Source organism: Nonomuraea sp. ZG12 (genome assembly GCF_052068115.1).
Taxonomy (GTDB): domain Bacteria; phylum Actinomycetota; class Actinomycetes; order Streptosporangiales; family Streptosporangiaceae; genus Nonomuraea.
Map to the genome: position 1 here is coordinate 53245 of NZ_JBQHCW010000008.1, position 12724 is coordinate 65968.

Annotated in this window: 14 protein-coding genes; 13 read left to right on the forward strand and 1 reads right to left on the reverse strand. The window is 72.6% G+C overall.

Annotated elements, in window-relative coordinates:
- The first annotated feature begins 83 nt into the window (after positions 1-83).
- The 5 genes from ACTMTF_RS22955 (at position 84) to ACTMTF_RS22975 (ending at position 4143) form a co-directional block, all read left to right on the forward strand.
- Entirely contained in the window at positions 84-1043 is a 960-nt protein-coding gene (locus tag ACTMTF_RS22955) for a heme o synthase (protein ID WP_397013399.1), read from the forward strand.
- 49 nt (positions 1044-1092) lie between these two features.
- Positions 1093-1476: an ArsR/SmtB family transcription factor gene (locus ACTMTF_RS22960; RefSeq protein WP_397013398.1), complete on the forward strand. Its 384-nt coding sequence runs from the start codon at positions 1093-1095 to the stop codon at positions 1474-1476.
- Positions 1476-2414, forward strand: coding sequence for a cation diffusion facilitator family transporter (locus ACTMTF_RS22965; RefSeq protein WP_441112528.1), 939 nt, complete (start codon positions 1476-1478; stop codon positions 2412-2414). The genes ACTMTF_RS22960 and ACTMTF_RS22965 overlap by 1 nt, the downstream gene beginning before the upstream one ends.
- Before the next feature lie 26 nt (positions 2415-2440).
- On the forward strand, positions 2441-2839 hold the full coding sequence (tnpA, locus tag ACTMTF_RS22970; RefSeq protein WP_441112529.1) for an IS200/IS605 family transposase: 399 nt from the start codon (positions 2441-2443) through the stop codon (positions 2837-2839).
- A gap of 167 nt (positions 2840-3006) precedes the next feature.
- Positions 3007-4143: a PrsW family intramembrane metalloprotease gene (locus ACTMTF_RS22975; protein WP_441112530.1), complete on the forward strand. Its 1137-nt coding sequence runs from the start codon at positions 3007-3009 to the stop codon at positions 4141-4143.
- Positions 4144-4255: 112 nt separating this feature from the next.
- Here the strand turns inward: ACTMTF_RS22975 and ACTMTF_RS22980 are convergent, their stop codons facing one another.
- Positions 4256-5242, reverse strand: coding sequence for a COX15/CtaA family protein (locus ACTMTF_RS22980; RefSeq protein WP_441112531.1), 987 nt, complete (start codon positions 5240-5242; stop codon positions 4256-4258).
- 90 nt (positions 5243-5332) lie between these two features.
- Here ACTMTF_RS22980 and ACTMTF_RS22985 point away from each other — a divergent pair, with 90 nt between their 5' ends.
- Genes ACTMTF_RS22985 through ACTMTF_RS23020 form a run of 8 tightly spaced genes read left to right on the forward strand, consistent with a single transcriptional unit; the run spans position 5333 to position 12721 of the window.
- A complete protein-coding gene (locus tag ACTMTF_RS22985) occupies positions 5333-6490 on the forward strand; it encodes an NAD(P)/FAD-dependent oxidoreductase (protein ID WP_441112532.1) in 1158 nt (385 codons plus the stop codon).
- A complete protein-coding gene (locus ACTMTF_RS22990) occupies positions 6487-6732 on the forward strand; it encodes a (2Fe-2S)-binding protein (RefSeq protein ID WP_397013389.1) in 246 nt (81 codons plus the stop codon). The genes ACTMTF_RS22985 and ACTMTF_RS22990 overlap by 4 nt, the downstream gene beginning before the upstream one ends.
- Entirely contained in the window at positions 6729-8225 is a 1497-nt protein-coding gene (locus tag ACTMTF_RS22995) for an FAD-dependent oxidoreductase (protein WP_441112533.1), read from the forward strand. Before ACTMTF_RS22990 ends, ACTMTF_RS22995 begins: the two co-directional genes overlap by 4 nt.
- Positions 8222-9115, forward strand: a complete 894-nt coding sequence (locus ACTMTF_RS23000; protein WP_397013386.1) for a dihydrodipicolinate synthase family protein — start codon at positions 8222-8224, stop codon at positions 9113-9115. The genes ACTMTF_RS22995 and ACTMTF_RS23000 overlap by 4 nt, the downstream gene beginning before the upstream one ends.
- Complete coding sequence (locus ACTMTF_RS23005; RefSeq protein ID WP_441112534.1) at positions 9112-10113, forward strand: proline racemase family protein; 1002 nt, start codon at positions 9112-9114, stop codon at positions 10111-10113. Before ACTMTF_RS23000 ends, ACTMTF_RS23005 begins: the two co-directional genes overlap by 4 nt.
- Entirely contained in the window at positions 10110-11084 is a 975-nt protein-coding gene (locus ACTMTF_RS23010) for a proline racemase family protein (protein ID WP_441112535.1), read from the forward strand. The genes ACTMTF_RS23005 and ACTMTF_RS23010 overlap by 4 nt, the downstream gene beginning before the upstream one ends.
- A complete protein-coding gene (locus ACTMTF_RS23015) occupies positions 11081-12034 on the forward strand; it encodes an ornithine cyclodeaminase family protein (protein ID WP_441112536.1) in 954 nt (317 codons plus the stop codon). Before ACTMTF_RS23010 ends, ACTMTF_RS23015 begins: the two co-directional genes overlap by 4 nt.
- A gap of 15 nt (positions 12035-12049) precedes the next feature.
- On the forward strand, positions 12050-12721 hold the full coding sequence (locus ACTMTF_RS23020) for a GntR family transcriptional regulator (protein WP_397013379.1): 672 nt from the start codon (positions 12050-12052) through the stop codon (positions 12719-12721).
- Positions 12722-12724 lie beyond the last annotated feature (3 nt).

A 12724-nucleotide genomic window follows, 5' to 3' on the forward strand; every position in this document is an offset into this window, starting at 1 on the left:
TGTTCGCAGGGAGCCACGGCACCCGTTCACGAATCCGCTCTAATCTGAGGTTACGCGTTGACTCCGCACGTGCTGGAAGCGCCTTGACGGTGCTGACGAACAGGCAGACGACGGCCCCCGCCCTCGAGGCCGAGGCGCCGCGAACGATCGGCCCCCGCTCTGTCGGCGCGGTCGTGAAGGCCTACATCGCGCTGACCAAGCCGCGGATCATCGAGTTGCTGCTGATCACGACTCTGCCGGTGATGTTCCTGGCGGCCGGCGGCCTGCCGCCGCTGTGGACGGCCGTGTCGGTGATGGTGTTCGGCACCCTGTCGGCGGGCAGCGCCAACGTCCTCAACTGCTACGTCGACCGCGACATCGACCAGATGATGCGCCGCACCAGGCGGCGCCCGCTGGCCAGGCACCAGGTGTCGCCACGGGGCGCGCTGGTCTTCGGGATCGTGCTGGGCGTGCTGTCCACCGTCGGGCTCTGGCTGACCACCAACTGGCTCGCGGCCGTGCTGTCGACCGGCGCCATCCTGTTCTACGTGCTGGTCTACTCGATGATCCTCAAGCGGCGCACCGCCCAGAACATCGTGTGGGGCGGCATCGCGGGCTGCATGCCGGTGCTGATCGGCTGGGCGGGCATCACCGAGCGGCTCGACTGGGCGCCGCTGGTGCTCTTCGGCGTGGTGTTCTTCTGGACGCCGCCGCACACCTGGACGCTGGCCATGCGCTACAAGGAGGACTACGCGGCGGCCAAGGTGCCGATGCTGCCCGTGGTGGCCACCGAGCGCCGGGTGATCCAGGAGTCGATCGTCTACACCTGGGCCACGGTGGCGTGCTCGCTGGCGCTGTGGCCGGTGGCGGGTACGACGCTGTTCTACCCGGCGGTGGCCGGCGTCCTCGGCGTGATGTGCCTGTGGGAGGTGCATCGCCTGATGGCCCGCCTCAACTCCGGCAGGACCGGGGTGGACCTGCGCCCGATGCGCTTCTTCCACTGGTCCAACGCCTACCTCGCGCTGCTCTTCCTCGCCGTCGCGATCGACCCTCTGCTGGCCTGAGCCCGCCGCGCCGTTGCGGCGGGCCTCTTTCCGGCCGTAATATGCACATATGAACAGCTCTTCAGGTGTTGTGGCGGGATTGGACGCGTGTGTCACGCCGGAGCCGGATGCCGCGCGTGTAGCCGCCACCCGCGACCGGCTGGTCACGCCGGAGGAGGCCACCCGGCTGGCCGAGCTGTTCAGGCTGCTCGGCGACCCGACGCGGGCCCGGCTGCTCTACGCGCTGCTGGAGGCGGGTGAGCTGTGCGTGTGCGACCTGGCCGACGTCGTCGAGGTCACCGACACGGCCGTCTCCCACGCGCTGCGCCTGCTGCGCACGGCCGGCATCGTGGCCAGCCGCCGCGCGGGCCGCATGATCTACTACCGCCTGGCCGACGGGCACGTCCGGATGCTGCTGGACCTGAGCCGCGAGCACCTGAGAGAGGTGACCTGATGGGCACCGGGCACGGGCACGGGCACTCCGCCACGGCCGACAAGCGTTACCTGGTCGGCGCGCTCGCCCTCATCGCCGGCTTCATGGTGATCGAGGTGGTCGCCGGTCTCGTCGCCAACTCGATCGCGCTGATCTCCGACGCGGCCCACATGCTCACCGACGCCACCGCCATCGCGCTGGCCTTGCTCGCCATGCGCATCGCCGCCAGGCCGGCGCGGGGCGCGTACACCTTCGGCTTCAAGCGCGCCGAGATCCTGTCCGCCCAGATCAACGGCGTGACCCTGCTCCTGCTGGTGGCGTACTTCGTCTACGAGAGCGTGCACAGGCTCGTGGACCCGCCCGAGGTGTCGGGGCCCCTGGTGGTCGTCACGGCGGTCGCCGGCATCGCGATCAACGCGCTGGCCGCCTGGCTGCTGTCCAGGGCCGACCGGCGCAGCCTCAACGTCGAGGGCGCCTTCCAGCACGTGCTCAACGACATGTACGCCTTCATCGCCACCGCCGTCTCCGGCATGGTGGTCTGGCTGACCGGGTTCCGGCAGGCCGACGCGATCGCCGCGCTGGTGGTCGCCGCGCTCATGCTGAAGGCCGGCTGGGGGCTGCTGCGCGACTCGGCGCGAGTCCTGCTGCAGGCCGCGCCGAGCGACCTCGACCCGGACGAGATCGGCCGGCTGCTGGCCGCCGACGAGGACGTGGTGGAGGTGCACGACCTGCACGTCTGGACGGTGACGAGCGGCTATCCGACGTTGTCGGCGCACATCATCGCGGCGCGCGGGTCCGACTGCCACAGCCTGCGCGTGCGCCTGGCGAGCCTGCTGCATGACCGCTTCGACATCGGGCACACCACCTTGCAGGTCGACCACGGCGCCGCCGAGACCGGCGAGCACTGCGAAGATCCCCACGGACCCCGGCATCTCGGGAGGACGGCGCGTGAGCATTAGATAACCCCAAGCTGTATATTATTCGGGTGGCTGTGACTCTGCGGTCCAACGGCAGCGTCGTCTTCCGATGCGCCTTCCTCGTCGTGTGGTGCACGAAATATCGCAGGCAGGTGCTCGGCGACAAGGTCGGAGGACGCCTCACGGAGCTCATCCACGAGGTCGTGGCGGACAAGGAGGCCTGGCTGGTGGAGTCGGAGGTGAAGGCCGACCACGTGCGCCTGGTGGTGGAGGTGGACCCGCAGTATGGCGTGCACCGGCTGGTCAAGGCCGTGAAGGGCCGCTCCTCCCACGCGCTGCGCGAGGAGTTCCCGCACCTGCGCAGCCGGCTGCCGACGCTGTGGACCAACTCCTACCTCGTCGCCACCGTGGGGGGCGCTCAGGACGAGATGGTCGAGCACTACCTCGAGCAGCAGCAGGGCCGTTGAATGCCGCCGCCCTGGACGGCGCGCCCGCTCAGCCGGGACCATGAGGTCGTGCGGGACCCGCGAGCATCCGGGCCGACGATCCGGCGGCCGGCCGCCGGGGCGCCGTGAACGCGTCCCGGCCCTTCGGACACGAAGGGCCCACCAGGACGTCCCGTGATCCGCGCTGGGTGCTGAAGGACCGCCCCTCGTCCGGGCTGATCACCGGCCTGGTCCTCACCGGGCTCTGCGCACTGGCCTCGTTCTCCTTCGACGTGCTCAACGGCGAGCCGGTGCAGTTCTTCATCGCGCTCGGCCTGGCGCTGGCCCCCGTCCCGCTGCTGCTGGCGGCCGTGCTCGCGCTGGACCGCATGGAGCCCGAGCCGCGCAGCAACCTGGTCTTCGCCTTCGCCTGGGGAGCCGGCGTCGCCGTGCTCGTGGCCGGCCTGGTCAACTCGCTGAACCTGCACTACATCATGGACACCGTCCAGCTCTCCGAGGCCAGCGCCCGCAACATCGCCGCCACCTTCGGCGCCCCGGTGGTCGAGGAGACGATGAAGGGCCTGGTGCTGCTCGGGCTGTTCAAGTTCCGCAGGACCGAGCTCGACGGGCTGACCGACGGCATCATCTACGCCAGCATGGTCGGCCTCGGCTTCGCCATGAGCGAGAACGTCAGTTACTACCTGGCCGCGCTCAACTCGGAGCAGGGCGGGGTGGGGCTGGCGGTCACCGTGGTGCTGCGCGGCATCCTGTCGCCGTTCGCCCATCCGCTGTTCACCTCGATGATCGGGGTGGCGGTGGCCTTCGCCGCCCAGCGTCCGGGGCCCGAGCGGGTCTTCTCCATCCTGGCCGGCTGGTCCGGCGCCATGATCCTGCACGGCCTGTGGAACGGCCTGGTCTCCTACGGCGGCTTCACCGGCCTGGTGATCGCCTACGTGGTGCTCATGGTGGTGCTCGTGGTGCTGATCACGGTGGTGTTCCGGGACCGGCGCCGCATCGTCGCGCTCATCCAGCGCTACCTGCCGCCGTACGAGCCGACCAAGCTGGTCGGCAAGGACGACATCACCATGCTGTCGGCGCTGCCCCGGCGCAGGCGGGCCCGGCAGTGGGCGAAGATGTACGGCGGCCGGCGGGGGCTGCGCGCGATGAACGACTACCAGCTCGCCGCGACCGAGCTGGGCCTGCTGCACGAACGCGCGGCGCGGCGCATGGTGGACGAGCAGACCTTCCACGAGGAGCAGCGGGCGCTGCTGGAGTGCATGAGCACCGCCCGGGCCGACTTTCCCTCGTCGCCGGCGGGCAAGCCGCCGCCCTACGCCCCCGGCTGAGCCGGACCCGCCCCGGCCGGCCCCCGAGAGGGGCGGACAATTGCCGGCAAAAGGGCGCCGCTCAGCGGTGGGGGAGTGGCCGACTTTTCAGCCCATACTGTCGCGTTTGGCCTCAGGCTCCGGCGGTCGCCCCGGCGGGGGAGTGGGCGGCGGCCTCGCTCAGCGGGCCCCGCGTGCGCAGCGCGGTGACAGCCCGCAGGGCGCCGATCCAGACCAGGGTGGAGCCGACCACGTGCAGCCCCACCAGGAAGGCGGGCACGCCCAGGAAGTACTGCGTGTAGCCGATGACGCCCTGCGCGAGCTCGATCACCAGCAGCGCCAGCGCCGCCCGCCGGGCCGGCCGGGGCGAGTCGGTGACGTGCAGGGCGAACAGCAGCGCGAAGGTCAGCCCGACGACCACGTAGGCGAGGTCGGCGTGCAGCCGGGCCACGGTCTCGATGTCGAAGTCGTAGCGCGAGGCCATCACGTCGCCCGAATGCGGGCCGGTGCCGGTCACCACCACCCCGGCGACCAGCAGGGCGAACACCGCCGCCAGCAGCACCTGGCCGAGCCGCCAGGTGGCGGGGTGGACCACCCGGCGCACGGGCGCGTCACCCTCGCCGGCGCGGGCGTACAGGGCCCAGCAGGCGGCGATCAGGCCGATGGAGATCAGGAAGTGCATGCTCACCGTGAACGGGTTGAGCATCGTGTTGACCACCAGACCGCCCCACAGCGCCTGGGCGGCGATGCCCACGGGCTGCAGCCAGGCGAGCCGCACCAGCGACGCGCGCCGGGGAGTCATCCGCATCGCCGACAGCACGCAGGCGATGCCCACCACGAGCACCAGGAAGGTGACCATCCGGTTGCCGAACTCGATGGCCATGTTGATCGGCGAGATCTCCGGATGCGCGACCGGCAGCAGGCTGTCGGGGGTGCAGTTGGGCCAGGTGGGGCAGCCGAGCCCGGACTCGGTGACGCGCACCACCGCGCCGCTGACCGTGATGCCGGCGTTGACCACCACGGAGGCCAGCGCCCAGCCTCGCATCGTCCTCGTGGTCGGCAGCCAGAAGGACAACAGCCGGCGCACCAGAGGGTGGTGATGGTCCGTGGGTAGCTTCACGTCATCGATGGTAGAGGCCGGGTGGGCCGGTCCCGTCACCGCCTTTTCCTGTAGGTCGATATGTGACATGTTACTCCTGGGAGGTGGTCGATGTCCGACGTGATCGTCGTCGGCGCCGGAGTGGTCGGCGCGGCCTGCGCCTACTACTGCGCCCGCGCGGGACTCGACGTGACGGTCGTGGACCGAGGTCCCGTGGCAGGCGGTACGACCGGCGCGGGAGAGGGCAACGTGCTCGTCTCCGACAAGGAACCGGGCCCCGAGCTCGACCTGGCCCTGCTGTCCAACCGGCTGTGGCGCGACCTCGACCGGTCGGTCGGCGGCTTCGAGTTCGAGGCCAAGGGCGGGCTCGTCGTCGCCGAGACGGACGACGTCCGGCGGCGGCTCACCGAGCTGGCCGCCGAGCAGGACGTCCAGCACGAGACCGTGCCCGCGCACGCCCTGCGCGACCTTGAGCCGCACCTGGCCGACGACCTGGCCGGCGGCGTCCTCTACCCCCAGGACGCCCAGGTACAGCCCATGCTGGCCGCCGCCCGTCTCCTCCAGAACGGCGCCGGAAAGCACAGCGTCCGGGAAGGGGGCGCGCTTCACCTGCGTCTCGGTGTCACCGTCACCGGCTTCGTCCGCTCCGGCGAGCGTGTCGTCGGCGTCCGCACCGACCACGGCGACCTCCACGGCGGCGCGGTCGTCAACGCCGCCGGCACCTGGGGCGGGCGGATCGCCGCGCTCGCCGGGGTGGACCTGCCCGTCCAGCCCAGGCGCGGCTTCATCCTGGTCACCGAACCGCTCGGCGAGCCGCTGATCCGGCACAAGGTCTACACCGCCGCCTACGTCACCAACGTCGCCAGCGACTCGGCCGACCTGGAGACCTCGGCCGTGATCGAGGGCACCCCGGCGGGCACCGTGCTGATCGGCGCCAGCCGCGAACGCGTCGGCTTCGACCGCACCACCTCGCCGCCGGTGCTCGCCCGGCTGGCGGCGCAGGCCGTGGCACTCTTCCCGGCCCTGCGCGGCGTACGCGTCATCAGGTCCTACTGCGGGTTCCGCCCGTACTGCCCCGACCACCTGCCGGTGATCGGCCCCGACCCCCGCGCGCCCGGCCTCTACCACGCGTGCGGGCACGAAGGCGCGGGCATCGGCCTGGCGCCCGCCACCGGCCACCTGCTCGCCCAGCTCGTCCAGGGCCACCGGCCGGACCTGGACCCGCACCCGTTCCGCCCCGACCGCTTCCAGGCCGAGGAGTCCCGTTGACCGAACCCTTCGAGATCACGATCGACGGCCGCCCGGTCCCCGTGACCCCCGGCCAGACGATCGGCGCCGCCCTGCACGCGGCGGGCCGCCGCTCCTGGCGCACGACCCGGTTCGGCGGCCGCCCGCGCGGGCTGTTCTGCGGCATCGGCGTCTGCTTCGACTGCCTCATCACGGTGAACGGCCGGCCCCCCGAACGCGCCTGCCTCCTGGCGGCCCGCCCAGGGGACGAGGTGACGACATGACCCCCACCCGGCCTCCGTCCGTGGCCGGTGACCTCCTGACCCCAGGGTGGAGCCAGGCCTGGGACCTGGTGGTGATCGGTGGTGGGCCCGCGGGGGTGGCGGGGGCCTTGACGGCGGCTCTTCGTGGGCTGCGGGTCGCGTTGGTCGACTCCGGGATGCGGCTCGGCGGCCAGTATTTCCGCCATCGCGCCGCGCCGCCGCACTCCTCCACCCAGGGTTTCGGCCGTTTCCTGCGGCAGGTTCGCGCTCTGGAGGCGCGGGCCCACGTGCTGAACGAGCATCAGGTGTGGAGTGTGACCAGGCGAGCGGACGGTCGGTTCACCGTCCACTGCGTGACGCGGGACGACGCCGGCCGGGAGCGTCCGGTGTCCATCAGGTGTCGCCGGTTGCTGATCGCCACCGGCGCGCATGACAGGCCGCTGCCGTTCCCCGGCTGGGACCTGCCCGGCGTGCTCACCGCAGGCGGCGCGCAGGCGCTGCTCAAGGAGCACGGCGTCGTGGCCGGTCGGCGGGTCGTCGTCGCCGGGACCGGGCCGTTCCTGCTGCCCGTCGCCGTGGGCCTGGCCGACGCCGGGGCGCGGGTGACGGGCGTCTACGAGGCGGGCGGAGGCCTGGGGCTGGCCGGGCATCCTCTGCAGGCGCTGGCCAAGGTGGGTGAGGCGGCCGGTTACGGGCTCGGCCTGGCCAGGCACCGAGTGCCGTACCGGACGAGACGGGCGGTGATCGCCGCGCACGGCGAGCACGAGCTGGAGGCCGTCACCGTGGCCCGCCTCGACCGGGACTGGCGCGTGCTCGGCACCCGCCGGGTCGCCTGCGACACCCTGGCCACCGGCTACGGGTTCATCCCGCAGATCGAGCTCGGCGTCCAGCTCGGCTGCGACACCCGCCACGACGCCGACGGCAGCCCGATCCTGGCGGTGGACCACGGCCAGCGCACCAGCGTCCGGGGCGTCTGGGCGGCGGGCGAGCCCACCGGCGTGGGCGGCCGGCACCTGGCAGAGATCGAAGGCCGCATCGCCGGCCTCGCCATCGCCGCCGACGCCACCGCCCCTTCTGGCGTCGGTGGCCACCCGCCGGTCCCCGCCGGGGCTTCCGGGCCGGGCGGAGCGGCCCTCGGCGGGCTGCTCAGGCGGAGACGGCGGTCGCGGGGCTTCGCCGTGGCGCTGCTGGAGGCCTATCCGGTCAGGGCCGGCTGGCAGGGGTGGCTGCGTGACGACACGCTGGTGTGCAGGTGTGAGGAGGTGCCGCTGGCTCGCGTACGGGAGGCACAGGAGCTCGGCGCCACCGATGCGCGCTCGATCAAGCTGCTGGCCAGGGCCGGCATGGGCTGGTGTCAGGGCCGCGTCTGCGGTTACGCCGTCGCCTGCCTGGCGGGCGAGCCGCCGGCGCCGCCCAGAAGGCCCGTGGCCCAGCCCATCTCCTTGGCCGCCCTCGCCGCGCTCGACGAGGACGGTGCTCGAATGGAATCAGACACGATGGAGGACTCGGCATGACCGATCGCAGCAAGCCCTGGCACGGAGTCATGGTCGCCACCGCGCTGCCCCTGCGCGACGATCTGACGGTGGACTACGACGGCTACGCCGACCACTGCCGCTGGCTGGTGGACAACGGGTGTGACGGCGTGGTGCCCAACGGCTCGCTGGGCGAGTACCAGACGCTCACCGCCGACGAGCGGGCCCGGGTGATCCGGACCGCCGTCGAGGCGGTGGGCGGGGACCGGGTGATGGCGGGCGCGGGAGCCTACGGCGCGGCCGAGTCGCGGCGCTGGGCCGAGCAGGCGGCAGAGGCGGGCTGCGGCTCGGTGCTGCTGCTGCCGCCGAACACCTTCCGGGCCGACGAGCGCGCGGTGTTCGGCCACTACCGCGAGGTGGCCGAGGCGGGCGTCCCGGTGGTCGCCTACAACAACCCGTACGACACCAAGGTGGACCTCGTCCCGGCCCTGCTGGCCAGGCTGCACGAGGAGGGCCTGATCGTGGCGGTCAAGGAGTTCACCGGCGATCCCCGCCGCGCCTACGAGCTCGCCGAGCTGGCCCCGGACCTCGACCTGCTGATCGGCTCCGACGACGTGCTGCTGGAGCTGGCGCTGGCCGGGGCGGTGGGCTGGGTCGCGGGATACCCGAACGCGCTGCCCGTCGCGAGCGTCGCCCTCTATCGGGCGGCGCTCGCCGGGGACCTCGACACCGCGCTGCCCCTGTACCGGGCGCTGCATCCGCTGCTGCGCTGGGACTCCAAGACGGAGTTCGTCCAGGCCATCAAGCTGTCCATGGACCTGGCCGGCCGCCACGGCGGGCCGTGCAGGCAGCCGCGGCAGCCGCTGACGGACGAGCAGGCGGCGGTGGTCAGGTCCGCCACGGAGAAGGCGCTCGCGGAAGGGCTGCGATGAGGACCAAGCGCGTCTTCCACGCCGTCGACTCGCACACCGAGGGCATGCCCACGCGCGTCATCACCGGCGGCGTGGGCGTGATCCCCGGGGCGAGCATGGCCGAGCGCCGCGTGCACTTCCGCGACCACCTGGACCACATCCGCAGGCTGCTGATGAACGAGCCGCGCGGCCACGCCGCCATGAGCGGCGCCATCCTCCAGCCGCCCACCAGGCCGGACGCCGACTGGGGGGTGCTGTTCATCGAGGTGTCGGGCCTGCTGCCGATGTGCGGCCACGGCACCATCGGCGTGGCCACCGTGCTGGTGGAGACGGGCATGGTGGAGGTGGTCGAGCCGGTCACCACCGTGCGGCTGGAGGTGCCGGCCGGGCTGGTGGTCGTGGACGTGGCCGTACAGGACGGCATGGCCATTTCGGTGACGCTGCGCAACGTGCCCTCCTACGCCGACCGGCTGGACGCCCGCGTCACCGTGCCGGGCTACGGGGAGATCGGCTACGACCTGGCCTACGGCGGCAACTTCTACGCCATCGTCGACCTGGACGCCTACGGGCTGCCGTTCGACCGCAAGGCCAAGAACGAGATCCTCGCCGCGGGCCTGGCCACCATGCGGGCGATCAACGCCGCCGACGAGCCGGTGCACCCGGAGGACGACCGCATCCACGGCTGTCACCATGTCTACTTCGCCGCCCCCGGCTACGACGCCCACCACTCGCGGCACGCGATGGCCATCCACCCGGGCTGGTTCGACCGCTCGCCGTGCGGCACCGGCACCAGCGCCCGGATGGCGCAGCTGCACGCCAGGGGCGAGCTGCCGCTGGGCCGTGACTTCGTCAACGAGTCCTTCATCGGCACCCGTTTCGTCGGCAGGCTCCTGGAGGAGACGGCCGTGGGGGACAGGCGGGCGGTGGTGCCCTCGATCACCGGCCGTGCCTGGGTCACCGGCACCGCCCAGTACTTCCTGGACCCCCGCGACCCGTTCCCCGAAGGGTTCGAGCTGTGACCGTCACCACCGTCGACTACCACACCGCCGGCGAGCCGTTCAGGATCGTGACCGGCGGCGTCCCCGAGATCCCCGGCGCCACCGTGCTCGACCGCCGCGTCAACGCCGCGCGGACGGACGGCGCCGAACACGTGCGGCGGCTGCTGTGCCACGAGCCGCGCGGCCACGCCGACATGTACGGCTGCTTCCTCGTCCCGCCCGACGACCCCGGCGCCCACCTCGGCGTGCTGTTCTGGCACAAGGACGGCTACTCCACCGCCTGCGGCCACGGCACGATCGCGCTCGGCGTGCACGCCGTCCGGGAGGGGCTGGTCAGGGCCGACCCCGACGGGGAGACCGACGTGGTCGTGGACGTGCCGTCCGGCCGCGTCACCGCCCGCGTCCGCAGCGAGGGTGGCCGCGTCACGGCCGTGACCTTCGTCAACGTTCCCTCGTACGTCATCGCGCGCGACGTCCCGGCGGCCGGGGTGACGGTCGACGTCGCCTACGGCGGAGCCATCTACGCCTGCGTGCCCGCCAAGGCGCTCGGCCTGGCGGTCGAGCCGGCGCGGCTGGGTGAGCTCATCGCCCACGGCCGCCGGATCAAGGCCGCCCTGGCGGGCCATCCCGCCTCCCGGCACCCCACGGACGACCGGCTGTCCGGCGTCTACGGCGTCATCTTCTACGACGAGCTCGACGGCGGACCCGGCCACGCCCGCCAGCGCAACGTCACGGTGTTCGCCGACGGCGAGGTGGACCGCTCGCCGTGCGGCTCCGGCACCGCCGCCAGGCTCGCCCTGCTGCACGACGAGGGACTGCGCGGCACGCTCGTGCACGAGAGCATCGTCGGCACGGAGTTCCGCGCCCGCGTCACGGGTGTCGTCGAGGGCGGGGTCGTGCCGGAGATCGAGGGCATGGCCTACCGCACCGGCAGGCACGCCTTCGAGCTCGATCCGGACGACCCGATCAGCACCGGGTTCACCCTGCGATGACCGGGCTGCCCTACCTCGACGCCGGCACCGTCGCCCGGCTCGTTCCCGTGGCGGACGCCGTACAGATCCTGGAGGACGCGCTGAAGGCCGGGCTCGATCCCGAGCGGACGCCGCAGCGGCCGGTGGTCGAGCTGCCCGCGGGGCAGCTCCTGCTCATGCCCGCCGCGGCCGGACGCTACGCCGGGGTGAAGGCGGCCACCGTCGCGCCCGCCAACCCCGGACGCGGGCTGCCCCGCATCCAGGGCACCTACCTGCTGCTCGACGGCGACACCCTCACCCCGCTCGCCGTCATGGACGGCATCGCGCTGACGTCCCTGCGCACTCCCGCCGTCTCCGCCCTCGCCGTCCGCCACCTGGCCGGGCCGGACGCCCGCGAGCTGGTGGTGTTCGGGTCAGGCCCGCAGGCGTGGGGGCACGTCCTCGCCCTGCGCGAGGTCCGGCCGCTGACCGGCGTCACGATCGTCGGACGCGACCGCGCCCGCGCCGAGGCACTCGCCGCCCGCTGCCGCGCGCCGGGCCTGCGAACCAGGGCCCTGTACGGCGAGCACGGGCAGGAGGTCGCCGAGGCGGTGGCCACGGCCGATCTCATCGCCTGCTGCACCACCGCCAGGCAGCCGCTGTTCCCCGGTGAGCTGGTCCGTGACGGCGTCACCGTCGTCGCGGTCGGCTCACACGAACCCGAGGCGAGGGAGCTCGACGGCGGCCTCGTGGCCCGCGCCACCCTGGTCGTCGAGGCCCGGGCGGCGGCCCTGGCCGAGGCGGGGGACGTGATCCAGCCGATCCGTCACGGTACGATCACCACTCACCATCTCGCCGGAAACCTCGCGGATCTCGTCGCGGGCCGGGTGACGGTCGGCGCCGGTCCGCGGGTGTTCAAGGGGACCGGCATGGCGTGGGAGGACCTGGTGGTCGCGGCCGCCGCGTACGAAGCGTGGTCACGGACGACATAGGGAAGGGATGGGTGGATGGCTGCCGAATACCGGCTCGACCTGCCGATGGTGGGGGAGCGGCAGAGCCTGCGCGAACAGGTCGCGCACGCGCTCAGGGCCGCGCTGATCACCGGGGAGATGCGCTCGGGAGTGGTGTATTCGGCGCCCGTGCTGGCCGCGCAGTTCGGCGTCTCGGCCACGCCGGTGCGCGAGGCCATGCTCGACCTGGCCAAGGAGGGCCTGGTCGAGGCCGTGCGGAACAAGGGCTTCCGGGTGACCGAGTTGTCCGACCGCGACCTGGACGAGCTCACCGAGATCCGCAGGCTCATCGAGGTGCCCACCGTGGCCCGTCTCGCCGACGCCGGCCGCGCGGCCGACTTCGAGCGGCTCAGGCCCGTCGCCGAGGAGATCGTCGCCGCCGCCGAGGCCGGTGACCTGCTCGCCTACGTGGCCGCCGACCTGCGCTTCCACCTGGAGCTGCTCAGTCTGTCGGGCAACGCCCACCTGGTGGAGGTCGTCAGGGACCTGCGCACCAGGGCACGGCTCTACGGCCTGTCGCAGCTGTCGCAGCGCGGCATGCTGGCCGACTCGGCCAGGGAGCACCTGGCGCTGCTCGACGCGCTCAAGGGCGGCGACGAAGGCGCGGCCGGGCTCATCATGGGCGGGCACATCGAGCATGTCCGGGGCATCTGGGCGAGCGACTCCTAGCCT